Origin of the sequence: Campylobacter concisus (assembly GCF_003048675.2) — a bacterium.
Taxonomy (GTDB): Bacteria; Campylobacterota; Campylobacteria; order Campylobacterales; family Campylobacteraceae; genus Campylobacter_A; species Campylobacter_A concisus_F.
The window spans coordinates 1,219,021-1,241,040 of record NZ_CP060707.1; the positions used below are offsets into that span (position 1 = coordinate 1,219,021).

Consider the following 22,020-nt stretch of genomic DNA (forward strand, 5'->3'; position numbering starts at 1 on the left):
TCTCTTTTTAGAATTTCGCAAACGAATTTTGGCTAAAATCAAGCAAAATTTTAAAACTAACGAGGATAAAAATGCAAAATTTAGATATAAGAAAGGCATATCTTGATTTTTTTAAATCAAAAGGTCACGAAGTAGTAGCTTCTGCGCCACTTGTGCCAAACGATGCAACACTGCTTTTTACAAATGCTGGCATGGTGCCATTTAAGAGCATTTTCACAGGCGAAGTGCCACGCCCAACACCACCTATCCGCACTAGCTGTCAGACCTGCATAAGGGCTGGCGGTAAGCACAACGACCTTGATAACGTCGGCTACACAGCGCGCCACCACACATTTTTTGAGATGCTTGGCAACTTTAGCTTTGGCGAATACTTCAAAAAAGAGGCGATCGCTTACGCTTGGGAATTTGTCACAGAAGTGCTAAAACTACCAAAAGATAAGCTTTATGTAACCGTTCACGAAAGCGACGATGAGGCGTTTGAAATTTGGAGCACTCACATCGCAAAAGAGAGAATTTACCGCTTTGGCGACCACGATAACTTCTGGCAAATGGGTGATACTGGACCATGCGGCCCTTGCAGTGAAATTTTTTACGATCAAGGGGCTGAACACTTTAACACACCAGAAGATTACATGGGCGGCGATGGAGATAGATTTTTAGAGATCTGGAACCTTGTTTTCATGCAGTATGAAAGAAGTGCGGATGGCAAACTAAGCCCGCTACCAAAGCCAAGCATCGATACAGGCATGGGGCTTGAGCGCGTTACTGCTATCTTGCAGGGTAAATTTAGCAACTACGACAGCACACTTTTTATGCCGCTTATCAATGAAGTGGCAAAGCTTTGCGGCAAGCCATACGTCTATGAAAGTGGTGCTAGCTACCGCGTCATAAGCGACCACATCCGCTCAGTCACATTTTTGCTAGCTCAAGGCACGACATTTGATAAAGAGGGCCGTGGCTACGTGCTTCGCCGTATCTTACGCCGTGCAATCCGCCATGGATACTTACTAGGCATAAAAGAGCCATTTATGTATAAGCTTGTCGATAAAGTTTGTGAGCTTATGGGCGGACACTACACCTATCTAAACGATAAAAAAGCGGCTGTAAAAGAGCAGATCAAACTTGAAGAAGAGAGATTTTTAGCGACTATCGCTAGTGGTTTAGAGCTATTTGAGAGTGAGCTTAAAAATACAAAAGAGATTTTTAGTGGAGAGGCTGCATTTAAGCTCTATGATACATTTGGCTTCCCACTTGATCTAACGGCTGATATGCTTAGAGAAAAGGGCTTAAAGGTCGATGAGGCAAGGTTTGATGAGCTTATGAGTGAGCAAAAAGCACGTGCAAAAGCTGCTTGGAAAGGCAGTGGCGACAAGAGTGCGAAGGGCGATTTTAAAGAGCTACTTGAGAAATTTGGCGAGAATAAATTTATAGGCTACGAAGAGCTTAAGAGTAAAAGTAAAATTCTAGCCCTACTTGATGAAGAATTTAAAAATGTAGATAGCCTAGATGCTGGCAAAGAGGGCTGGGTGATGTTTGATGTCACTCCATTTTACGCTCAAAGTGGCGGTCAGTGCGGCGATAGCGGTAAGATAGTAGGCAAAGCAAATGTGCTTGATACGCAAAAATTCCACGGACTAAATTTATCTTTAGTAAAAACTAACGCAGCGCTAAAAGTTGGCGACGAAGTTGAGCTTGAAGTGGGCAGCGATAGAGCAGAAACTGCACGTCATCACAGCGCTACACACTTGCTTCACGCAGCCCTTAGAAGCGTGCTTGGCACACACATCGCTCAAGCTGGCTCAAATGTCGAGGCAGATAGGCTAAGATTTGACTTCTCTCATCCAAAGGCGCTTACTAGCGAAGAAATTTCAAAGGTCGAAAACCTTGTAAATGAGTGGATCTTAAACGGCGCAAATGCAAAAACACAGGTTATGGAGCTTGAAGAGGCTAAAAAAAGCGGAGCGATCGCGCTATTTAACGAAAAATATGCCGACAAAGTAAGAGTTGTGAGCTTTGGCGATGTCAGCAAAGAGCTTTGCGGCGGCACACACGTGAAAAACATAGATGAGATCAGATCGTTTTTCATCACAAAAGAGAGCGGCGTAAGTGCTGGTGTTAGGCGTATAGAGGCTGTTTGCTCAAGGGCTGCGCTAAATTTAGCAAGGTCGTTTAGAGCTGAGCTTGAAGAGCTAAAAGACGAGCTAAAAAGCACAGAGCCACTAAATGCCGTTAAGAAACTAAAAGGCGAGATAAAGGGCTTAAAAGATAAGCTAAAAAACGCTAAAAGCTCTCAGGAGTTAGCCTTTACAAATGTAAATGAAACTAAACTTTGTGTGGCACACATCGATGGTGGCGACATAAAAACTTTGATAGATGAGTTTAAAAATGGGCACGAAAAGGCTGCTATTTTGCTGATCCAAACAGATGAAGAGGGTAAAATTTCTCTTGCAGCTGGCGTGAAAAATGCTCCATTAAAAGCTGGCGCTTGGGTTAAATTTGCAGCGCAAATTCTAGGCGGTAATGGCGGCGGCAAAGACGACTTTGCAACAGCTGGCGGCAAAAACGCTCTAGCCATCGAAGACGCCATAAAAAGCTCACTTGAGTATGCAAGGCAAGCTTTAGAAAAATGATTCATCAAGAGATCGCTTTTTTTAAATTTGATCAACTAATCATCTTCTTGCACATTAGTTTCGTAGCTCTTTTTATAGGACTACAAGCTGGTTTGGTGCTTACTGGAAGCTATTTTATAAAAAATAAATTTGAAGATAAAGAGCGCTATCACATCTTGCTTCACATCATAAGACGCTTTGGACTAGCCATCTTTGCGCTAGTTCTTGGCATCGCACTAACTAGTTTAATAATGATCTTTTACTTTGATGATGGCAAAATGCAAAATCCGATGGCAAGTGCCATAGTAGCGACCAAATGGGCGATAGAGCTATTTTTACTCTTAAATTTAAGCTATATCTTTTATAGATACAAAAAGGCTTTAAAAACTCTAAGATCGCACGAGATGATCGAGTTAAACGAGAGCCTAATCGTCATCATCTACTACTTCACACCGCTAAATTTACTAGCCTCGCTTGCGGCTGTCTATCTTGGCGTGAGCTATAGGGGCTTTTGATGATCACTCTTGCTTCTAGCTCGCCAACAAGGGCAAATTTACTAAAAGATACTGGGATAGAATTTAAACAAATTTCTTGCAGCTTTGATGAGAGCATGATAGCTAAGAGCCTAAGACCAGAAATTTACGTCCAAAACGTCGTAAAAGCTAAAAAAGAGCAGTTTTTAAAGGCAAATGGCAAGCTTTTAAATTTACTCTTTGCAGATAGCTGTGTGGCTTGTGGGGATAAAATTTTAGGCAAGGCAAAGGATGAAAACGAGGCACTTGCTATGCTAAATTTACAAAGTGGCAATGAGTGTAGCGTCTATACGGCGATGATATTTTTAGGCGAATTTGAGCTTATAAATGTAAGCAAGACTACATATAAATTTGCTAAATTTAGCGAGCAAGATCTAAAAAGCTACCTAGAAAGTGGCGAGTGGCAAGGCAAAGCTGGAGCCATGACGATAGAAAATTTTAATAAAAAATACATCATCTCCCAGCACGGCGAGACAAGCACAGCAATGGGGCTAAATTTAAAAATATTAAAGGCATTTTTATGAAATATATCTTGGCATTTATCTTTGTAGTTGCCATCGCACTTGGCGGAGCGTTTTTATACTTTTATTCGCAGGTGAGATTTGACGCTTATACCATCATCGACTACAAGCCAAAGCTTGCGACACAAATTTTTGATAGAAACAACGAGCTTATCGCAAATATCTTTGAAGAAAACAGAATTTACGTAAAGTATAACGACATCCCGCCACGTGTCATCGAAGCGCTCGTGGCTATCGAGGACACGAGCTACTTTGAGCACGGCGGTATCAACGTAGAAGCCATGGCAAGAGCAGCGATAAAGGATATCAAAGCTAGAAAGCTAGTAGAAGGCGCATCTACGCTAACTCAGCAGCTCATAAAAAACCTAGCCCTAAGCCGCGAGAAGAAATTTACAAGAAAGATAAAAGAGGTCGTGCTTGCTATGAAGCTTGAAAGCGAGCTTAGCAAAGAGGACATCATCGAAAGATACCTAAATCACGTATATTTCGGGCACGGCTACTACGGCATCAAAACAGCTGCGGAGGGATACTTTAGAAAAGAACTAAATGAGCTAAGCATAAAAGAGATAGCGATGCTAGTTGGCATGCCAAAAGCGCCAAGCACCTATGATCCTACAAAGCACCTTGACCTCTCACTTAGCCGCGCGAACAGGGTACTTGAGAGGATGTATAGCATCGGCTGGATAAACGAAGATGAGTACCGCAAGGGCGTGCTTGAAGAGCCAGCAGTCTTTGACGATACGCTAACACGCAATAAAGCCCCTTACGTGGTCGATGAGATCATAAAAGAGGCTTCAAAGAAATTTGACGATATAAAAACTGGTGGTTACAAGATACAAAGCACCGTCGATCTAAACGTGCAAAAGATCGCTCAAGACGCTCTAGTCTATGGCTACAATGAAATTTTAAAAAGAGATAAAAAGGCAAATCCAGAGATGCTAAATGGCGCTATCGTCGTCACTCATCCACAAAGCGGACAAATTTTAGCTCTGATTGGCGGCATCGACTACGCAAAAAGTAGCTACAACCGCGCCACCCAGAGCAAGCGTCAGCCAGGATCAAGCATTAAGCCATTTATCTATCAAATAGCGCTTGATAGCGGCTACTCTGTCGTCTCTCAGGTAGCTGACATCGCTAGGACGTTTGACATGGGCAATGGCAAAGAGTGGACGCCAAAAAACTATAGTGGCGGCTTTCAAGGCTACATCACGATAAAATCAGCCTTAACCCAGTCTCGCAACCTCGCAACCATAGATTTACTAAACGATCTTGGTCTTAGCTCGGTTCGCAAACAGCTTACAGATATGGGCTTTAACGACATCCCTGAAAATTTATCAATCGCACTTGGTAGCTTTGGGATTTCGCCACTTGACTTTGCGAAATTTTACTCGATGTTTCCAAACGATGGCGAAGTGGTCGAGCCTACGCTCATTAAGCATATAGAAAATAGCTTTGGCGCGTCGATGGACTATGAGCCACAAAAGAAGCAGGTGCTAAAACCTGAGCAGGCATTTTTGATGACTACCTTGCTTCAAAACGTCGTAAACAACGGCACCGGACGCAACGCAAAGGTAAATGGCATCCAGATCGCTGGCAAGACTGGCACGTCAAACAACAGCATCGATGCTTGGTTTTGTGGCTATTCGCCTGATATCGAGGCCATCATCTGGTACGGAAACGACGATAACAGCCCTATGAAAAAGGTCGAGGGTGGCAGCAGAACAGCGGCGCCTGTCTTTAAGAAATTTATGGAGGGCTATATCAAGCTCTACCCTACCCTAAGACGTGCATTTGAACAGCCTGATGGTGTCTATAAAGGATACTACAACGGCGCTGATGAGTACTACACAAACGACTCACCGTTGCCGCAAAATACGCCAACAAATGACATTATTCAAGATCAAGAAAACGATGGATTATTATTTTAGGAGATAAGATGAAAAATTTAAAAATTTTACTTTGTCTAGCGCTTGCAGGCCTTGCATACGGCGCTGATCTAAACACAGCTAGTAAGAGCGAGCTAATGAGCCTTGGGCTAAACAAAAGCCAGGCACTAAACGTCATAAAGTATAGAAAAGCTCATAAATTTACAAGTGTCGAGGAGCTTGAGAAGGTTCAGGGCATCGGCTTTAACGACATGCAAAATGTCAAAGAAAAGCTTAGTGTAAAAGATAGCCAAAAGGCGAAAAAGGCTGAGCCCAAAAAGAAGTCAAAAAGCAAAAAACTAAAAAGCAAGAAAAAGAAAAAATAATTCTTCTTTTATAAATTTCTAGCCATTTACATTTTAGCTCTATCATTACGCCCCTGAAAGAAGGTGGCTAGAGTGCTAAACATCGACAAAATAAGACATATAAGCTTTGTAAAATTTTTAATTTTATTTGTAGCTTATATGTTTTTCATAAACTACATATTTTTATTTAAGGGCGTGTTTTTAGGGTTTTATAGGGCGACACTTTATCTTTTTCTATACTGCTTTTTGCTCTACTTAGCATATTTTTTCTTTTACTCTTTGCTGGAGTTTTTTGCATTTTGCTTGTGCCATTTTTGTTAAAACCTCTTGCTATCTTTCTCATCATGATTAGCAGCATATCTGCTTACTTTATGCAAGCTTATGGCGTCATTATAGATAAAGGCATGCTATTAAAGCCTTGCATATATGTAGCGCTTGTAAAGATTAGCTATGGTAGTTTTAAAAATGCGCTTAGATCAAGAGTAAAAATAGCCCTTAGCACTTTAGCAAGTGCAGCTATAATCTTTGCACTCATGTCTAAAATTTTTATACCATTTTTTAGAGAGCATAACGTCTCAAGCGTTTTACTCCCATACTATCCTATCTACTCTGGTATAAGACTAGCAAAGTCTTTGGCGCAAAAACCGCTGCCTTTTACCTACGTGGCAGGTGACGCAACGCTTACTAACGATAAAGCGAGAAAATTTTAGCAACCGTGAGGCTAAGGCTCGTGAAAATTTAGTTGATATCATCAATAAACTTGGCATAAAAACATACTTTTTTGGCAATAATAGTGGCGGCTGCAAGGGCGTTTGCGACAACCTTGATCAAAACCACACTTCAGAGCACAAAGCAGAAGGTTTTGATGAAGTGATATTTGATGAGGCAAAAAAGGTCATAAAAGATGCAAACTCCACTACCTTTATCGTGCTACATTTGCAAGGCTCGCATGGTCCTATCTACTACAAAGGCTATCCAAGTAAATTTAAAGAATTCACCCCAACCTGCGACACTGCCGAGCTAAACAAATGCACGCCAGATGAGATAGCAAACACCTATGACAACACCATTTTATACGAGGACTATCTACAAAGTGAGCTGATAAACGCCCTTGAAGCAAAAAAAGCTAAATTTGAAGTCACTATGTTCTTTTTCTCAGATCATGGAGAGAGCCTGGGTGAAAATGGTATATATTTACACGGACTGCCTTACTCCATCGCTCCAGACGAGCAAAAACACATCCCAGCCATTATCTTTTCAAGCGATAGCGAGCTTTTAAAAAGGCTAAAAACTAGAAAAGGCGAAAGTCTTTCGCATGATTTTGTCTTTAGCTCAGTTCTTGGATATTTTGGGGTGAAAACTAAGGCTTATGAGCCAGAATTTGATATTTTTAGGCAGTAAATTTAAAAGCCAGCCTAGGCAAAGCCCGAAGCTGGCGCAAATTTAAAAGCTGATCTCTTTTATATCAGCTACTTTTAATATCTCGCTATAAATTTGACCAATGATCGCGACGCGGTTATTTCGCACTTTCTCGTTTTTAACGTTTATCATAACTTTGTCAAAAAACTCATCTATCTGCGGCTTTAGTGCAAATAGCGCTTTTAGCCTTGGCTCGTAGGCTAGGCTCTTATCAACCGCTTTAAACGCCTCATTTAAGGCCTTTTCAGCATCTATCTCAAAGAGGCTCTCATCGACCTTGCTAAATTTATCATCTTTTATGATGTTTGCAAGGCGTTTAAATGTCGAGAAATTCTCTCTAAAATTTGGCTCGCTTGAAATTTTAGCAAGCGCCTCTATCATCTTAGTTAGCTCCAAGATGTCCTTTTCGCCGCTTTTTATGCACGCTTTTACGATAGAAGCGTTTGCGTCAAAGAAGGTGTAGAGCCTATCAAGGATGAAATTTATAAGCACCTCAACGTCAAATTTCTTATACTCTTTTGCGACATCTTCTAAAATTTCTTTTACGTTAAATTTCAAATTATGAGCCAAAACGATCTTTATCACACCATTTGCTGCGCGCCTTAGAGCGTATGGATCTTTCGTGCCGCTTGGGATTTTGCCGATGCTAAAAAGTCCCATTAGCGTATCAAGCTTATTTGAAAGCGCCACAACCGAGCTAAAGACCTTGCTTGGGCACTGCGCCTCCTCGCCGTCTGGCAGATACTGCTCTTTTATAGCTAAAACGACATTTTCGTCCTCATTTTTAGCCTTTGCGTAGTAAGCACCCATGACGCCTTGAAGCTCGGTAAATTCATAAACCATCTGTGTTGTAAGGTCAGCCTTGCTTAGCATTACAGCTCGCTCTAGCTTCGCTTCATACTCGCCAGCCTCTTTTTTAAGTGGCTCATCATAGTTGCAAGCTAGTTTTTTAGCCACTTTTAGCTCTCTAAGCTCCTTTTCATAGATACTTCCAAGCTCTTTTAGATAGGTTATATTTTTTAGTTTTTCTGGGCCAAATTCGTGCGCTAGGTCGCTTTGCCAAAAGAACATCGCGTCGCTTAGCCTTGCTCTTAACACCTTTTCGTTACCCTTAATGATGAGTGAGTAGTCTTGCGTGATGGCGTTACTAACGACAACGAAGCCATTTGCGAGCTTGCCATCTTTAAAGACTGGGAAGTAGCGCTGATTTTCTTTCATCGATGTGATGATGACCTCGCTTGGCACCTCCAAAAACTCCTCTTCAAACGAGCCAAGAAGCGCTGTTGGATACTCTGTGATCGCCACCACTTCAGCTAGCAGCTCTTTATCGATCTCGATCTTTAGCCCACTTTTTTGACTGATCTTTTCAAATTCATCAAGGATTATTTTCTCTCTCTCATCCGCTTCAAGCACGACGCCACGGCTCTTTGAGCCTTCAAAATACTCTTTTATATTTGAAATTTTTATCTTGTCGTAGCTAATGCTTCTGTGAGGATAGGTAGAGTTACTGCTCTCTACGCCAAATTTGTTAAATTTAATGACCTCATCTCCAAGCAAGCATAAAAACGATCTTATCGGGCGGATAAACTCAAATTTGCCGTTGCCCCAGCGCATAGACTTGCCAAAGCTAAGGCTCTTTAAAAACTCCTCAACCATGTCGCCCATTATCTTAGCGACTGGCTCACCCTTCACCTCTTTTTCGTGATAAAGCACCTCTTTGCCGTCTATCTCTTTAAATTTAAGCTCGCTCTCGCTTATGCCACATTTATTTGCAAAGCTAAGCGCTGCCTTTGTAAAAGCTCCGTCTTTTAGCGCTACTTGCTTTGGCGCGCCAACGAAGCTAGCCACGCTATCTGGCTGAGCTTGCGGGAATTTCTCATGGAAAAAGACCAAACGGCGCGGCGTGTAGTAAAATTTAAACTCGCTTTTGATGTTATATTTTTCAAGCACAGCCTGCCATTTAGCGTTGATGTTTGGCAGCTCCCTTAAAAATGGTATCGCTGGGAGCTCCTCGACTCCGATCTCTAGTAACAACTCTTTCATATCTCACTCTTTTTATTAAAATTTTCTCTTTTTTCTCTTATCATCTCTCTTGCTCTCTCCTTCTCTTGCGCCTGCAAAATGACGCCTCTTATCATAAATATCACAAACAAGACAAACGCTGCGATCATAAAAATATCTAAAATTTGCACCATCTACTCCACAACGATCTCTTTTTCGTTTTTATAAATTTTCACCCTCGCCCGCTCAAAGCTATACTCGCCATCTTTTAGCCTTTTTTTGCTATAAACTCTGATCTTGCCATGCGGTGTATGCAAGTAGCCACTCTCTAGCCTGCCTGAAATTTTAGCGATCACATCGCCGCTTCTTGCAATGCTTAGCTTTGAGCTATCAAGCAAATTTTCGCTCACATCTTTTGTGCCATGCTCATTTATGATCTCATAAGAGCTTACTTCAAGCGCCTCTTTGTAAAATTTCACTCGCCTGATCAAAATGTCAAGCTCATCGCCCACGCCGACGCTATTTTTAGGATCATATACGTAAATTCCTCGGCGATTTTTTGAGATGATAAAGCCATGCTTATCTTTTAAGATGACAACGGCTCGCTCCACAAGTGCTGGCACATCCTCAGGATGCTCAAAAAGCGTCTCTATGTCAGCTTTTTTATAGTTTTGATCCTCTACTTTTTTAGCTTCTTTTTTTAAATTTTCATTTGATTTAGCAGGACTTGGTTTGGTTGAGATTTTAAATTTAAGCGCAAAGTGGTCTGAGTAAAGATCGCTCTTTGCAAAGCCATGCTCATCAAGCACAAAGCTTGGCTTAAAGACCTCAAAACTGCCATCAACATAGCTTAGATCGCCATTTGCCATAAAGCTAGGCGAGAGCAAAACGTGATCAATGGCTCGCTTTTTGCCATGGACTGCATGAGAGTATCTATCTTTTGGGGCTAAAAAGCTATAAAGATCGTAAAATCCACGAGTTGCGATGATATCGTTTAAGATGGATTTTTGCCCATAAGGTGAGTTAAAATCGCCCAAAACTATGGCGTTTTGCTCGTTACCTAGAGCTGCTCTTAGCGTTCTTTCAGCCTTTTTTTGCATATTTATGCCGTTTTTGTAAGCTGGAAAGTGATTAACAAAAACGCTAAATCTCTTGCCCTCCACCTCAAAAACAACCTTTAAAATGTTTCTAGTTTTTACATTTGGCACTTCAAAAATTTCACTACCACTTGGCTTTATTTTTGACACAAGAGCTAGCCCAACTGGAGAGTTTTTTGCCTTGCTAAAGGCTATAAATTTATACTCGCTGCCATCAACCAAAGCCTTTAAAACCTGCTCATTTTCGACCTCTTCAAGTGCGATGATGTCGGTATCTAGGGCGTCTATGACCTGTTTTGTTCTTTTTAGTTTTGAGCTAGCCGCCTCGCAGTCCCACTTTGAAGTGCTAGATTTAAAGTCAGGATATTCGCTGCCATCGTCCTTGCAGTCAAATAAATTTTGCACGTTATAAGTTGCGATGCTTATATCGCTTGCAAACGCTATCAAAACGGCAAAAACTAATGCAAAAAGCGCTCTCAAACCTCGCTCCTAAAGTCAAATTTAGAGATGTTTTGTCTGATCGCCTCATACGCGATGATGCCAGCACTCATGGCTAAATTTAAGCTCCTGCCCTCTTTTCCCATCGGGATCGTTATGGCATTTTTAAAATTTATATCCATAAATTCTCTTGGTAGTCCCGTGCTCTCTCCGCCAAAAAATATAAAATCTCCTGGCTCAAATTTAGCGTCGTAGTAAAGCTTATTTGTCTTAGTCGTAGCAAAGAAAAATCGCCCTTTGTGGCTTAAATTTGCCTGTAAAAACTCATCTAGGCTCTCCCAAATTTTTGGATCTAAAATTTTCCAATAATCAAGCCCAGCACGTCTGACCGCCTTTTCGCTCAGATCAAAGACCGTTGGCTTAACGATGTGAAGCTTTAAATTTGCATTTACGCACATTCTGCCGATAGCTCCGGTGTTTTGCGGTATCTGAGGATGGACTAGGACTATGTTAAACATAAATTTATTTTTTGCCTTAAAAAGTGTTATAAACTGCTTTATTCTAGCCAAAATGGGCTTTTAAGAGTTTTAAAATTTAAATTTTATTTATCTATAAATTTAGCGTTTTGCAAGAGTTTCAAGGTGCTTTGTGATGGCAAGCAACTGCCTTCGTTTTATCTCAGCTGCTATCATCTCATTTTTAAAGCCAGCCAATAAGATCTCGCTTACACCAACCTTTGCGTCAAATTTACTCTCATAGATCCCAAGCTCTTTTGCACGCCCTATGCGCTCTTTATTATAAGCTCCAAGCCATGATTTTAGTGGCATATTTAGAGCAATTTCTAGTAGCTCATTATCGCTTGGCATATCTTTAAAATAGGGCTCTTTTAAGATAGAAAAGTAGCTCTTTGGCAGGCGCATTTTCTCTAAAATTTCCTTTGCGTCAAGCTCAAATTTACCAAAAAGCATATACAAAAACAGCCTCTCGTCATCTACGAAATTTCTAGCACTCTTAAGTTCGCTCAAAAACTCATCGTTTTCGCAAATTTGCACGCCAAAAATTTGCTCAAAAAGAGAGAGCTTAAAAAGATAAAACGCCCCTTTTTCAAGCTCCTTTGCCCTAAAAAATTTAATCAGTTCGGTATTTATCCTATCCTTACTTAGATGCGCTAAATCAAGCGTTTTCATAAGCTCTAGCGTCTCGTCAGCTATGCTAAAGCCAAGCCTAGCGCTAAACTGCACGCCGCGAAGCACCCTTAGCGGATCTTCTTTAAATTTCTCACTATCGATGTGCCTTAGCGTCTTGCTCGCAAGCTCCTTTTTGCCGCCATGAAAGTCTAAAATTTCGCCATCAAAGATATTCATCATCATGGCATTTACCGTAAAATCACGCCTAAGACTTGCAAGGCTAGGATCATTTATGTAGCTTACAGCAAAGTCTTTGTGAGAATTTCCAGTCTTACTCTCGCTTCTAGGCAGTCCAAGGTCGTAGTTTTTGTATTTATAGATGAAGTAGCTTTTGCCAACGCCACTAGCCTTTATGTTAGCCATCAGCTCGTCAAATTTGAGAGGGTCGATATCATAAACTTCGATGTCATAATCATAAATTTCTCGTCCCAAAAGCGCGTCTCTCACGCAGCCTCCGACTAGATAGACACGCTTGCTAAATGGAGCAAATAGCGATCTAAAGAAGTCTAGTTCGCTATTTTTGCAAATTTCTGTCCCAGTTTTTGTCTCAAATTTATTATTTTGAGAGATTTTGTAGTCTATTTTCGATGTTTGCAAGGGTAAATTCTAAAAATTTAGTCGTTAGCTCGAGCCTTTGGCTAAGATCTTGTTCGCTAGTTTGCTTAAGCCCTTCAAAAAGCACTTCGATGCGCTCAGCAAGGTTTGCCAAGAAAATTTCCTCGTCGCTTATCTCCCTGCTATTTGGCGAAATTTGCGCCACCTTTGGCTCTGGCTCGCTTTGCGCACTTGACACACTTGACACGATTGCCTCTACTTTTGGCTCTTCAAGCACTTGTTCTTTGGCAGTTTCTATTGCCAAAAGCTCTTTTTTTAAATTCTCCCTTTCAAGCTCTTCTTGCTTTTTGTTTTGCAGTGCCTCTATCTTCTCAAGCTCGGCGCTAACCTCACTAATAGCCATCCTAGCGATATCATCAAGCTTCATAATCTTATCAACCACCTTTTAAATTCATTTATCTCTTCGTCACTATTCATCCTGATAAAAAACTCTTTCATCTGCTCGTTTTTTATCACTCGCTCCTTGCGAAGTCCGCTCAGGCGGTTTATCGCGCTAATGGCATCCTTGTTTGATGGGTCTTGTTTTAAGATGTTCTTGTAAATTTCAAGCGCATCATCTTTTAGCCCTTGCGCCTCGTAGATCAGTGCTTCAGTGATCGTGTTTTTCATTTTTTGATAAATCCTGCTATCACGTCGCCTATCTCGCTTGTTGAGCAAATTTCAACTGCGTTAAAAGCGGCGATATCTTTTGTTCTATATCCCTTTGCAAGCGCTGTTTTTACGGCATTTTCTATCGCGTTTGCAGCTTCATTCTCGCCAAATGCGTATCTTAGCATCATCGCTGCGCTTAAAATGGTCGCGATCGGATTTGCTATGCCCTGCCCTGCGATGTCTGGCGCTGAGCCGTGGATAGGCTCATAAATTCCCACTTTGCCGCCCATGCTAGCACTTGGTAAAAGTCCTATCGAGCCACAAACCATGCTCGCTTCGTCACTTAAAATGTCGCCAAATAAATTTTCAGTAAGTATGACGTCAAAATTTGCTGGCGCTCTTACTAGCTGCATCGCTGCGTTATCTACATACATAAAGCTAAGCTCTACTTCAGGATAGCCCTTTGCCACCTCGCTTGTCACCTCGCGCCAAAGCTGGCTTGTCTCAAGGACATTTGCCTTATCGACCATGCAGACCTTTTTCTTGCGAAGCATAGCCGTCTCAAAGGCGATCTTTGCGATACGTTCGATCTCAAATTTAGTATAAACCATCGTATTAAACGCTCTATCTTCGCCTTTTTCACGTGGCTGGCCAAAATAAAGCCCCCCAGTTAGCTCGCGAACCACGACAAAATCAACGCCCTTTAAAACCTCTGGCTTTAGCGTGCTAGCATCCACTAGCTCGTCAAAGATGATGGCTGGGCGTAAATTTGCATAAGCTTCAAGCTCTTTTCTGATCTTTAAAAGCCCGCTCTCTGGCCTTAGGTGTCTTGGCAGGCTGTCCCATTTCTCGCCGCCGATCGCTCCAAAAAGCACAGCGTCGCTACTAAGTGCTGAGCTTAGCGTCTCATCAGGTAATGGCTCGCCAAAAACGTCGTAGGCTGCGCCACCCATAAGCTTGTAGTCGTACTCAAATTTGATACCAAACTCAGCGCTCACTACGTCTAAAACCTTTATCGCCTCGTCAATGATCTCAGGGCCGATGCCATCGCCTTTTATGACGCAAATTTTATAGTTTTTCATCGCCGCTCCTTAGTTCATCTTCGCTTTTGCGTACTCGATAAGGCCACCAGCGTTTAAAAGCTCTTGCATAAATGGCGGGATAGCGTTAAATTTATACTCCTTTTTTGTACTTTCATTTACGATGACGCCGTTATCTACGTCGATCTTTAGTGTGTCGCCCTCGTTTATCTCGTCAGTCTCTTTTATCTCAAGTATCAAAAGCCCTGTGTTAAAGCTGTTTCTATAAAAAATCCTAGCAAAGCTCTTAGCCACAACAGCTGCTATGCCAGCCTCTTTTAGCGCTAGTGGGGCGTGCTCTCTTGAGCTACCACAACCAAAATTTTCGCCAGCTACGATGATGTCGCCTTTTGCTATTTTTGAGCTAAATTTAGGATCAGCGTCTTCCATGATGTGTTTTGCTAGCTCTTTTTCGTCTGAAGTGTTTAAATATCTTGCGGCGATGATGATGTCGGTGTCGATGTTATCGCCAAATTTCCAAACTTTGCCTTGTTTCATTTTTAACCTTTAGTTTTGTAAATTTGGGCTGATTTTAACCAAAAGAAGCTAAATAAATAATCAAAACTCGGCAACTATCGGTTAGTGTGAGTAAATTTAAGGTCTTTTAAACGATGTGCATGAGCTAAAAATTTAAGTCTTACTAAATTTAGTGGCGAAATAGCTAAAAAGCAAAAATAAAAACATGCACCGCCTAGTTTAGCAGTTAATGTCGATGCTCAGTTTTATCAAGCCAGCTAGCCTCCGCCAGCAGGATTGTAAATTTAAGAGCGGTTATTTTATTAGTAGTATTCGTAGCTAATTTCTAGCTTTTTATATAGTCCTATTTCCGTTATATCGCCGTTTTCGTAGTATTTGTCAGCAGGCTTAAATTTGACCGAGGTTTTATGCGTCAAGTTTCCCCGCTCGTCCCTGCTTATATCCTTAAACTGCAAGATTTGCCAGATTTTTGCCTCAGAGCCAAAGTAATTTACCGACGTATACTCCATTTCATCGCCATTTGCTGCGTAGTAATAAACCCATTTTGAGCCCGGCGATTGCGTGATTTTTTTCATATTCGCCATTTGGTTTGCGCTCAAAGCTTATCACTATGCCGTTGCGCGGCTCCATATTATTTTCTATCCGCATTAAAGTGCCATTTTCGTCGTAGACGTAGCTATCGTCTATCACTAGTTCCCTGCCCGAATACACAGCCCGAGCGATCATTTTGCCGTCCTTGCCGTAGGTAGTTTTCTCCGTGCGCGGGTAAAATTTATCCTCGATATACTGCTCTTTGGCCGTCTCGACTAAATTTTCGCCGTCAAATTCGTATTCGTAGAGATAAACGGCGCTATCTTGATATTTTTTGCGCACTAGTCCGTCTTTGCCGTACTCAAACAAAACCGAGCTATTTGGTACGCCGTTTATATGCTCGGTTTCTTGCACTATATAGCCGTTTTCGTTAAACTCCGTCCGCTTTACGCGCGTATTTTCTAATGCGCCAGAGCCGTCCGTAGAGTATTCATACTCCGTAGCCGTCATGCTTTTGACCTCGCCTTTTAGATCCTTTTTGCTCCAGTCGCTTTGCGGTAAAACGGCCGAATTTAGAAAGCAAATCGCTGATGCCGCCACTAAGATAGCCTTTAAAATTTTCATTTTTATCCTTTTTAAACCATGCGTATCATACTCAAAAAGCGGTATAGTCAGTAAAATTCTGGCTTTTATGAGCTTAAAAATGCACTTAAACTGGCTTAAGTTTTAAGCAAGTCTGAGGTGAATTTACATTTTTTGGGGTTTAATAAATTTAAGCCTTTGCCCTTTGCAAAATTTCTTTCATCTCATCTTCACTAAGTGGCTCAACAAGCACGTTTGCAGCGTCGATGAAGTGGTATTTTTCTTTTGGTAAATTTGCCATGAAAGCTCCATATTCGCACTCATCAAGCACTTGAGCGTTACTATCATCCACGCCCACAACTAGCGTAAGCACCCATCGCGATACCTTGCGATCTCCAAGCGCCTCTTGTGCCTGCCACGACGGAGATGGAGCATAAGGCAAGATAGTCGGTAAATTTTCACTAAGCGTATATGTGCCAAGAATTTCGTTGCCGTCTTTGTCTTGATAGAGGTGCTCTTTTGCGCTGTATGCGTCAAGATACTGCACCTGCCTCATCATCTCATCAAATTTAGCCGCAGGGCTGGCACTGGCAAAGATTTCATCTACCATAACCGCGTCAAACGCCACGTCTCGCTCCACGCCAGAGATATAAAGCGTTTGATTTTTCTCTTTTATATCTTTTAACGCCTCAAGCCCCCACATGATGTCAGTCTCGTAGTCAAATTTTAAAATTTGCTCACTATCATAAATTTTTTCGTTGTCGCACTCTATTTTTGAGCCTGTTTGGGCTGAGAGCTTTGAGAGTAGCTCAAGCGCGATCTGCCAGTCGCCAACGCCACTTGGAGTATAAACACGCACGATATACTCGCCATTTTCGTAGTTTAGCTCAAAGCCACGAGCGCTCTTTTGCCACACGCCTGCTATCATCACGTCAGCACCAAGCTCATTTGCGCTTGGCTCTTCTTGCTCGCTGTTAAAAAAGAAAAGCCCCTCAACAAGAGCTGAAATTTCACGTTCGCTTAGCGCCTTTGCGTATCCGCCAAGTAGTTTCTTTTTATTTTTTACACTAAATGTTAAACTCATAAATTCTCCTTTTTTTGCTCTAAAATGTCATCACCTGATCGCACTCTCTCACCCACTCGGACAAGATATCCATGCTACCTTTCACCTCAGCCTCAAAATAAGGCTCTCCCACATGCAAACCACACCTTGTTTGGCAGCTACCACAAACCTTAAGCATCGCGCACCAGCGTAAAGCTCTTCTAGCATCGCCACAAGACCCGCGTCGTAGTTTTCTGGCTTTTTGGTGCTATTTCGCGCAAGATCGACTGCGCGTTTGGTAGTGCAAACTGGGCAAATTTTAGCCAAGCTAGGTAAAAAGGGGATAAATTTATCTAAAAAGCAAGAGCACGCCGATCGTGCAGACTATGATGGCGGTACAAATTTCAAGTAGTCTTAGGTGCGTTTGTAAAAATTTCTTTAGCATAGCTCCGCCAAGTGCGTAGATATTTAGCGATAAAAACTCGATGAAAACGAGCGTTACGGTGATAACGCACATGCGAACTAGGCTAAATGGGGCGTCTTTGTCTAAAAATGTAGGCAGCAAGGCTGATAAAAATATCCACGCCTTTGGATTTGAGACGCTAACGATGAAGCCATTTATAAACATCTGCTTTTTGCTTGGCAAATTTGAGACATTTGTAATGCTAAGCTCGCCCTTGCCAAAAAAGAGCATGACGCCAAGATAGAGCATATAAAGGCCTGCGATGATATTTAGCACCTTAAATGCGTACTCAAAATGATGTAGCACCGCGCCTACGCCCAGCATACAGCTAAATGAGACAAAAGCGATCGCCAAAAGCTGCCCAGCCATCACGAAAAACGAGTGTTTGTAGCCAAGGCTCATGCCAACGCTCATCGCATAGGTCATGTTGATGCCTGGCATCATGGAGATCGGGAAAATCGTGACAAAAAAGAGCAAGAAATTCATGAAGCGCCTTAAAAATTTAGTGAAATGCTAAATCAAAATCTATAAATTTATGATAAAAGAGCGCTTTATTAGCAAATTTAACCTGCTTTTGGACGTGAGGAATTTGGCTTTTGGTGCTAGACATATAAATTTAATAAATTTAGCGCAAAAACAAGGGCGATTTTGTGTGTATTTCACAGCCTAGATGGCAAATTTAGCTTTTGATATAAAGGCACTCTATAAATTTATTTGCCACAAAAGCTAGCTAAATTTAGAGCAAAATAGCCCCACTAAAAATTTAGAAATTTAGGCTATTACGATTAACACGCCAAGCCCATTACTCGCGGCTTTTTGATAAAAATTTAAAAGCCCGGCAAAATGCTCTTTTAGCTTTTCTTTTATATCTTCAAATTCACTCTCGCATCCAAAAATATTAGGATATGTCTTTGAGCTAGCAAATTCTTTTAAATTTATCTTTGCTAAAAGTGCGTTGATATCAACATTTTTCAACGTCTCAGCCACCTCTTTTGCATCCGAAGCGTTAGCATAAGAGATCATCTCGCTTAGCTCTTCGTTTAAGGCACTACGCCCAAAAATAGCCCAGCTAAAAGGCTCTTTTGAGCTAAAAATATCGCCAGCCTTAAGCCTCTCCTGAAAATTTGTGCCAGTTAGCATTTTACAAATCGCGTCCCAAAAATTACCCATGTCGTATTCGTCCAAAAGTTCGCCGCCACCGCCATTTTTGATCTTTTCTATATCATCTTGCGAGTAGGCATAGTAGTGCGCGCTGATCCCCATTTTAGAGCCTTAAATTTAATGTAAATTTGAAAAAGAGAGGGCGGAGCTATAAATTTAATTGTTCCGCCGTAATATTAAATAAGTGCAAATATCGCTAGACGCTGCGCTTAGTGAGTTAAGAAAAACTCTTGAATTTTAGCTTTGTCGCTTGTTTTTGTAAGAGCAAGCATCAAAAGTACTCTAGCTTTTTGAGCGTTTAGGTTGTCGCTTGTTAAAAAGCCGTATTTTGCGTCATCAACTTCGCCATTCATAGTTGTCTCGCCACTTCCCACACGTGAGTCACGAACTACCACTACGCCAGCTTTTGAAGCCTCACCAAGAGCCTCTAACACGCTAAAGTAAGGGTTGCCGTTGCCTAGACCAGCGCTAACGATGCCTTTTGCGCCGTTTTTAACAGCCACATTTACAAAGTCAGGGTTGTCATTTGCGTGAGAGTAGATGATATCAACTCTTGGAAGCTCTTTTACGCCAGTTAGGTCAAAAGCTGAGTTTGCTGTGTGTTTTCTGATTGGGTTCATATAGTATTTTACGTTGCCATAAAAGACTGTGCCGATCTTGCCGCTGTTTGGTGATTTAAATGTATCAACGCCTGTAGTGTTGGTCTTTGTCACCTCACGAGCCGCGTGAATTTCGTCATTCATAACAACTACAACGCCCTTGCCTACGCTATCTTTGCTGATAGCTACATTTACAGCGTTAAATAAATTTAGTGGGCCATCAGCACTTAGTGAGCCGCTATTTCTCATCGCACCTACAAGCACAACTGGCTTGTCGCTTTTAACGACTAAATTTAAGAAGTAAGCTGTCTCTTCCATAGTGTCTGTGCCGTGAGTAACGACGATACCATCGGCTTTGCCGCTGTTTAGAAGTTCGTTTATTCTATTTGCAAGCTTAAGCCAAACTTCGTTGTTCATATCTTGAGAGCCGATATTTGAAATTTGCTCGCCTTTTATGGTAGCGATCTTGTTGATATCTGGCACGGCTGCGATTAGTTTATCGACCGTAACAGTTCCAGAAGTATAGCTTGAATCAAGCGAGCCTGAGCCGCTTCCTGCTATCGTTCCACCAGTAGCTAGGATGTAGATGGTTGGCTTAGCAACCGCTAAAGTAGCACCTAAAATCATGAGTAACACCGCCTTAAAGATTAAACGCATTTTAGCTCCTTTGCATTAAAATTTGCTAGAGCATTATAACGTCCTTTATTTAAAAAATTTATTAATTTTTAAAATTTATATTTATTTAAAAAATTCTTATCAAAAGCATATAAATTCCAGTTGAAACGACTATGCTAAGAAGGGCATTTTTAAATTTCAAATGCACCAAAACAGCCGTAAAAACCGCCACTATCTCGCTTAAGCCGTATGGAAACTCGCTAAATTTTGTATCTTTTAGCCCGTAGCAGACCAAAACGACCATTATCATCATACCCATGTGCTTCTCAATGGCGTCTAAATAAGGATTTGACTTATAGTTTCTTAACGCATAAAATGGCGTCGCCCTCGTTATAAAAGTAGCCAAGGCGCTTAAAAGCACCGCCACAAAAAGCACCATTTCACTTGAGCTTACACTTATCAAATTTTATCCTTAAACAAAAGCAAAAATACAAAACAAAGCGCCATCGAGCCAACCAGCACAAATTTAGCTGGAAATAGGCTCACTCCAAGCACGCCAAAAAAGACCGCCGCAAAGAGCACGCGGTAGTTTTTATCATTTTTAAACATCTCGATGACGATCACTATAAAAAGCGAGGTCAAACTAAACTCAAGCCCCCTTGTATCGGCCTTGATAAAGTCACCAAGTATCGCTCCAAGAAGCGTCCCAGCCGCCCAGTATGACCAAGATAGGATATTTAGCCAGGTAAAGACAAAACTTCGATCACTAGCCTCTTTTAGCCCCAAATTTTTAAATATCGCAAAGGTCTCATCTGTTAGCAAAGCGATGTTTAAGAGCTTAAATTTGATCCCGCTATACTCTTTTAAAAGTGAAATCCCATAAAAAGTGTGACGCAAATTTACAAGATAGCTCACGATAAAGACTTCAACGTAGCTCGTGCCAACACTAAAGAGCGAAAGCATCATAAACTGCGCTGCTCCGCCGTATCCAAGCATGCTAAGCGCCATAGCTATAAATGCGCTCACTCCCATGCTCTTTGCCAGCACGCCAAAGGCGACACCAAGCGGAAAATAGCCCATAAAGATAGGAATGGATAGTTTAAAAACGTAGTTAAATGTCAAATTTCACCTTCATAAAAAAGCCGAAATATTAGCAAAAATTTAAAAATTTTAGGATAAAGGCTAGAAATTCTAGCCTTGTAGGGTAAAATTTGAGATTAAAATTTGATGATTTCGCCGTCATTTGGGATAGTGATCTTACTCTCTATGCCTTCTTTTTTAACAAATTCACGAAGATCTTTACGGCTTACACTTGTGTGATTTACGGCGTCCATATGCACTGCAATGATAGTCGCGCCGTTAAGAACTTTTGCGGCGTGAGCTACGTCGGCTTTGCCCATTATGATACCGTTGTCAGGAAATGCTAGCACGCGAGCGTCGCCCGTATTCATCACGACCACGCTAGGATTAAATTTGTTTAGAGCCTTATTTACGTCCGCAGTCCAAAGCGTATCGCCCATGACGTAAAGAGTTTTATGCCCCTTGGCTTCAAACACTACACCCATCGCATCGCCCAAAATAGCACCAAGCTGCTTATTTTCATACATCTCTGCTGTGCCGTGAGCGCCGCCTGCTTTATATAGTTTCACTCCTTTAAATTCAGCCGATTCGTCTAGCACTCTTACGTCTTTAAAGCCTTGCTTTTTGATTAGCGCCGCATCATCGTTATGCTGAGCAAAGATAACGATATTTTTAGGTAAAATTTCAGCCGCGACCTCATCCCAGTGATCAGGATGCGTGTGCGTAACGATGATCGCATCGACGCCCTTATACACCTCTTTTGCATCCATAGGAAGTTCTATCAAAGGATTTCTAAGGTGTGAGTTTAGCGTCCCCTCAAAGCCAGGATATTTACCCTTTGGTGCAAGATACGGGTCGAGCAGAAAGTTCACTCCCGCATAGTTTATCTTTGCGGTAGCGTTTCTGATATGCTGAAAGCTGTCTTGTGCGTTTGCCGCGCTAAAGCCCAAAAATAGGGCGATTAAAAATAAAATTTTGTTTATTTTCATTATTTCTCCTTGTAAAATTTACTAACTAAAAATACCAAAAAAGGCTAAAAATATATTTAAAAGAGTTAAATTTAAAGAATAGATTTTGTTCTTATAAATTTAATGACCTTTTCGCATTTTAAAACTAAATTTTTATAAAATAACAACAAAATTTATAAAGA

General features: G+C 41.4%; 27 protein-coding genes. 7 read left to right on the forward strand and 20 right to left on the reverse strand.

Features of this window, described 5'->3' with window-relative positions; translation table 11 throughout:
- Window positions 1-71 precede the first annotated feature (71 nt).
- The 5 genes from alaS to CVT00_RS06140 are packed head-to-tail and all read left to right on the forward strand — an operon-like array spanning window position 72 to window position 5,914.
- The gene (alaS, locus tag CVT00_RS06120; protein WP_107914962.1) at window positions 72-2,630 is read left to right on the forward strand and encodes an alanine--tRNA ligase; all 2,559 of its coding nucleotides are present in this window, start codon (window positions 72-74) and stop codon (window positions 2,628-2,630) included.
- A complete protein-coding gene (locus CVT00_RS06125; protein WP_107914960.1) occupies window positions 2,627-3,124 on the forward strand; it encodes a 3-isopropylmalate dehydratase in 498 nt (165 codons plus the stop codon). Before alaS ends, CVT00_RS06125 begins: the two co-directional genes overlap by 4 nt.
- A complete protein-coding gene (maf, locus tag CVT00_RS06130) occupies window positions 3,124-3,666 on the forward strand; it encodes a septum formation inhibitor Maf (protein ID WP_107914958.1) in 543 nt (180 codons plus the stop codon). The genes CVT00_RS06125 and maf overlap by 1 nt, the downstream gene beginning before the upstream one ends.
- A complete protein-coding gene (locus CVT00_RS06135; RefSeq protein ID WP_107914956.1) occupies window positions 3,663-5,591 on the forward strand; it encodes a transglycosylase domain-containing protein in 1,929 nt (642 codons plus the stop codon). The genes maf and CVT00_RS06135 overlap by 4 nt, the downstream gene beginning before the upstream one ends.
- A gap of 8 nt (window positions 5,592-5,599) precedes the next feature.
- Complete coding sequence (locus CVT00_RS06140; RefSeq protein WP_107914954.1) at window positions 5,600-5,914, forward strand: helix-hairpin-helix domain-containing protein; 315 nt, start codon at window positions 5,600-5,602, stop codon at window positions 5,912-5,914.
- A gap of 166 nt (window positions 5,915-6,080) precedes the next feature.
- Here the strand turns inward: CVT00_RS06140 and CVT00_RS10215 are convergent, their stop codons facing one another.
- A complete protein-coding gene (locus CVT00_RS10215) occupies window positions 6,081-6,251 on the reverse strand; it encodes a hypothetical protein (protein WP_230853818.1) in 171 nt (56 codons plus the stop codon).
- On the opposite strand from CVT00_RS10215, the gene CVT00_RS10220 reads away from it, so the two are divergent.
- Both CVT00_RS10220 and CVT00_RS10225 read left to right on the forward strand, forming a co-directional pair.
- Entirely contained in the window at window positions 6,199-6,603 is a 405-nt protein-coding gene (locus CVT00_RS10220; RefSeq protein ID WP_230853726.1) for a phosphoethanolamine transferase domain-containing protein, read from the forward strand. The two genes, CVT00_RS10215 and CVT00_RS10220, sit on opposite strands and share 53 nt — an antisense overlap.
- Window positions 6,563-7,294 (forward strand): phosphoethanolamine transferase, encoded by a 732-nt coding sequence (locus tag CVT00_RS10225; protein WP_230853727.1) that lies wholly within the window; start codon window positions 6,563-6,565, stop codon window positions 7,292-7,294. Before CVT00_RS10220 ends, CVT00_RS10225 begins: the two co-directional genes overlap by 41 nt.
- Window positions 7,295-7,336: 42 nt before the next feature.
- Here the strand turns inward: CVT00_RS10225 and glyS are convergent, their stop codons facing one another.
- The 19 genes from glyS to CVT00_RS06235 form a co-directional block, all read right to left on the reverse strand.
- Window positions 7,337-9,355, reverse strand: a complete 2,019-nt coding sequence (gene glyS, locus CVT00_RS06150) for a glycine--tRNA ligase subunit beta (RefSeq protein ID WP_021085937.1) — start codon at window positions 9,353-9,355, stop codon at window positions 7,337-7,339.
- Complete coding sequence (locus tag CVT00_RS06155; RefSeq protein ID WP_162141601.1) at window positions 9,352-9,504, reverse strand: hypothetical protein; 153 nt, start codon at window positions 9,502-9,504, stop codon at window positions 9,352-9,354. Before CVT00_RS06155 ends, glyS begins: the two co-directional genes overlap by 4 nt.
- Window positions 9,505-9,507: 3 nt before the next feature.
- Window positions 9,508-10,890 carry an endonuclease/exonuclease/phosphatase family protein gene (locus CVT00_RS06160; protein WP_107914952.1) on the reverse strand — a complete coding sequence of 461 codons (1,383 nt, stop codon included), beginning with the start codon at window positions 10,888-10,890 and terminating at the stop codon, window positions 9,508-9,510.
- Entirely contained in the window at window positions 10,887-11,366 is a 480-nt protein-coding gene (locus CVT00_RS06165; protein WP_103558560.1) for a tRNA (cytidine(34)-2'-O)-methyltransferase, read from the reverse strand. Before CVT00_RS06165 ends, CVT00_RS06160 begins: the two co-directional genes overlap by 4 nt.
- 99 nt (window positions 11,367-11,465) lie before the next feature.
- Window positions 11,466-12,632 (reverse strand): CCA tRNA nucleotidyltransferase, encoded by a 1,167-nt coding sequence (locus CVT00_RS06170; protein ID WP_103558550.1) that lies wholly within the window; start codon window positions 12,630-12,632, stop codon window positions 11,466-11,468.
- The gene (locus tag CVT00_RS06175; protein WP_021085847.1) at window positions 12,592-13,017 is read right to left on the reverse strand and encodes a CiaD-like domain-containing protein; all 426 of its coding nucleotides are present in this window, start codon (window positions 13,015-13,017) and stop codon (window positions 12,592-12,594) included. The genes CVT00_RS06170 and CVT00_RS06175 overlap by 41 nt, the downstream gene beginning before the upstream one ends.
- Window positions 13,014-13,259, reverse strand: a complete 246-nt coding sequence (locus CVT00_RS06180) for a hypothetical protein (protein WP_021085850.1) — start codon at window positions 13,257-13,259, stop codon at window positions 13,014-13,016. Before CVT00_RS06180 ends, CVT00_RS06175 begins: the two co-directional genes overlap by 4 nt.
- Window positions 13,256-14,323 (reverse strand): 3-isopropylmalate dehydrogenase, encoded by a 1,068-nt coding sequence (leuB, locus tag CVT00_RS06185; protein WP_103558551.1) that lies wholly within the window; start codon window positions 14,321-14,323, stop codon window positions 13,256-13,258. Before leuB ends, CVT00_RS06180 begins: the two co-directional genes overlap by 4 nt.
- Window positions 14,324-14,332: 9 nt before the next feature.
- A complete protein-coding gene (locus CVT00_RS06190; RefSeq protein ID WP_002941843.1) occupies window positions 14,333-14,818 on the reverse strand; it encodes a 3-isopropylmalate dehydratase small subunit in 486 nt (161 codons plus the stop codon).
- Window positions 14,819-15,099: 281 nt separating this feature from the next.
- The gene (locus tag CVT00_RS10230) at window positions 15,100-15,306 is read right to left on the reverse strand and encodes a hypothetical protein (RefSeq protein WP_230853728.1); all 207 of its coding nucleotides are present in this window, start codon (window positions 15,304-15,306) and stop codon (window positions 15,100-15,102) included.
- 1 nt (window position 15,307) lies between these two features.
- Window positions 15,308-15,952, reverse strand: a complete 645-nt coding sequence (locus CVT00_RS06195; RefSeq protein ID WP_230853729.1) for a hypothetical protein — start codon at window positions 15,950-15,952, stop codon at window positions 15,308-15,310.
- A gap of 148 nt (window positions 15,953-16,100) precedes the next feature.
- A complete protein-coding gene (locus tag CVT00_RS06200) occupies window positions 16,101-16,994 on the reverse strand; it encodes a DUF4299 family protein (protein ID WP_107914950.1) in 894 nt (297 codons plus the stop codon).
- Between the two features lie 19 nt (window positions 16,995-17,013).
- The gene (locus CVT00_RS10235) at window positions 17,014-17,151 is read right to left on the reverse strand and encodes a hypothetical protein (protein WP_230853730.1); all 138 of its coding nucleotides are present in this window, start codon (window positions 17,149-17,151) and stop codon (window positions 17,014-17,016) included.
- Between the two features lie 150 nt (window positions 17,152-17,301).
- The gene (locus tag CVT00_RS06210) at window positions 17,302-17,901 is read right to left on the reverse strand and encodes a LysE family translocator (RefSeq protein ID WP_103558553.1); all 600 of its coding nucleotides are present in this window, start codon (window positions 17,899-17,901) and stop codon (window positions 17,302-17,304) included.
- A 285-nt stretch (window positions 17,902-18,186) separates the two neighbouring features.
- Window positions 18,187-18,678 carry a DUF1877 family protein gene (locus CVT00_RS06215; protein ID WP_103558554.1) on the reverse strand — a complete coding sequence of 164 codons (492 nt, stop codon included), beginning with the start codon at window positions 18,676-18,678 and terminating at the stop codon, window positions 18,187-18,189.
- A gap of 107 nt (window positions 18,679-18,785) precedes the next feature.
- Complete coding sequence (locus CVT00_RS06220) at window positions 18,786-19,832, reverse strand: type II asparaginase (protein WP_103558555.1); 1,047 nt, start codon at window positions 19,830-19,832, stop codon at window positions 18,786-18,788.
- An 85-nt stretch (window positions 19,833-19,917) separates the two neighbouring features.
- On the reverse strand, window positions 19,918-20,253 hold the full coding sequence (locus tag CVT00_RS06225) for a branched-chain amino acid transporter permease (RefSeq protein WP_103558556.1): 336 nt from the start codon (window positions 20,251-20,253) through the stop codon (window positions 19,918-19,920).
- Window positions 20,250-20,912: an AzlC family ABC transporter permease gene (locus CVT00_RS06230; protein WP_103558557.1), complete on the reverse strand. Its 663-nt coding sequence runs from the start codon at window positions 20,910-20,912 to the stop codon at window positions 20,250-20,252. The genes CVT00_RS06225 and CVT00_RS06230 overlap by 4 nt, the downstream gene beginning before the upstream one ends.
- A gap of 95 nt (window positions 20,913-21,007) precedes the next feature.
- Complete coding sequence (locus CVT00_RS06235) at window positions 21,008-21,859, reverse strand: MBL fold metallo-hydrolase (RefSeq protein WP_107914948.1); 852 nt, start codon at window positions 21,857-21,859, stop codon at window positions 21,008-21,010.
- Window positions 21,860-22,020 lie beyond the last annotated feature (161 nt).

Coding starts and splice junctions, on each gene's coding strand:
- CVT00_RS06195 (WP_230853729.1), bottom strand. CDS start 15,952: ATGAAAATTTTAAAGGCTATCTTAGTGGCGGCATCAGCGATTTGCTTT.
- CVT00_RS06125 (WP_107914960.1), top strand. CDS start 2,627: ATGATTCATCAAGAGATCGCTTTTTTTAAATTTGATCAACTAATCATC.
- CVT00_RS06135 (WP_107914956.1), top strand. CDS start 3,663: ATGAAATATATCTTGGCATTTATCTTTGTAGTTGCCATCGCACTTGGC.
- CVT00_RS06140 (WP_107914954.1), top strand. CDS start 5,600: ATGAAAAATTTAAAAATTTTACTTTGTCTAGCGCTTGCAGGCCTTGCA.
- CVT00_RS06220 (WP_103558555.1), bottom strand. CDS start 19,832: ATGCGTTTAATCTTTAAGGCGGTGTTACTCATGATTTTAGGTGCTACT.
- CVT00_RS06175 (WP_021085847.1), bottom strand. CDS start 13,017: ATGAAGCTTGATGATATCGCTAGGATGGCTATTAGTGAGGTTAGCGCC.
- glyS (WP_021085937.1), bottom strand. CDS start 9,355: ATGAAAGAGTTGTTACTAGAGATCGGAGTCGAGGAGCTCCCAGCGATA.
- CVT00_RS06180 (WP_021085850.1), bottom strand. CDS start 13,259: ATGAAAAACACGATCACTGAAGCACTGATCTACGAGGCGCAAGGGCTA.
- CVT00_RS06200 (WP_107914950.1), bottom strand. CDS start 16,994: ATGAGTTTAACATTTAGTGTAAAAAATAAAAAGAAACTACTTGGCGGA.
- maf (WP_107914958.1), top strand. CDS start 3,124: ATGATCACTCTTGCTTCTAGCTCGCCAACAAGGGCAAATTTACTAAAA.
- CVT00_RS06235 (WP_107914948.1), bottom strand. CDS start 21,859: ATGAAAATAAACAAAATTTTATTTTTAATCGCCCTATTTTTGGGCTTT.
- alaS (WP_107914962.1), top strand. CDS start 72: ATGCAAAATTTAGATATAAGAAAGGCATATCTTGATTTTTTTAAATCA.
- CVT00_RS10235 (WP_230853730.1), bottom strand. CDS start 17,151: ATGCTTAAGGTTTGTGGTAGCTGCCAAACAAGGTGTGGTTTGCATGTG.
- CVT00_RS06190 (WP_002941843.1), bottom strand. CDS start 14,818: ATGAAACAAGGCAAAGTTTGGAAATTTGGCGATAACATCGACACCGAC.
- leuB (WP_103558551.1), bottom strand. CDS start 14,323: ATGAAAAACTATAAAATTTGCGTCATAAAAGGCGATGGCATCGGCCCT.
- CVT00_RS10230 (WP_230853728.1), bottom strand. CDS start 15,306: ATGGAGTATACGTCGGTAAATTACTTTGGCTCTGAGGCAAAAATCTGG.
- CVT00_RS10215 (WP_230853818.1), bottom strand. CDS start 6,251: ATGCTGCTAATCATGATGAGAAAGATAGCAAGAGGTTTTAACAAAAAT.
- CVT00_RS06215 (WP_103558554.1), bottom strand. CDS start 18,678: ATGGGGATCAGCGCGCACTACTATGCCTACTCGCAAGATGATATAGAA.
- CVT00_RS06165 (WP_103558560.1), bottom strand. CDS start 11,366: ATGTTTAACATAGTCCTAGTCCATCCTCAGATACCGCAAAACACCGGA.
- CVT00_RS06210 (WP_103558553.1), bottom strand. CDS start 17,901: ATGAATTTCTTGCTCTTTTTTGTCACGATTTTCCCGATCTCCATGATG.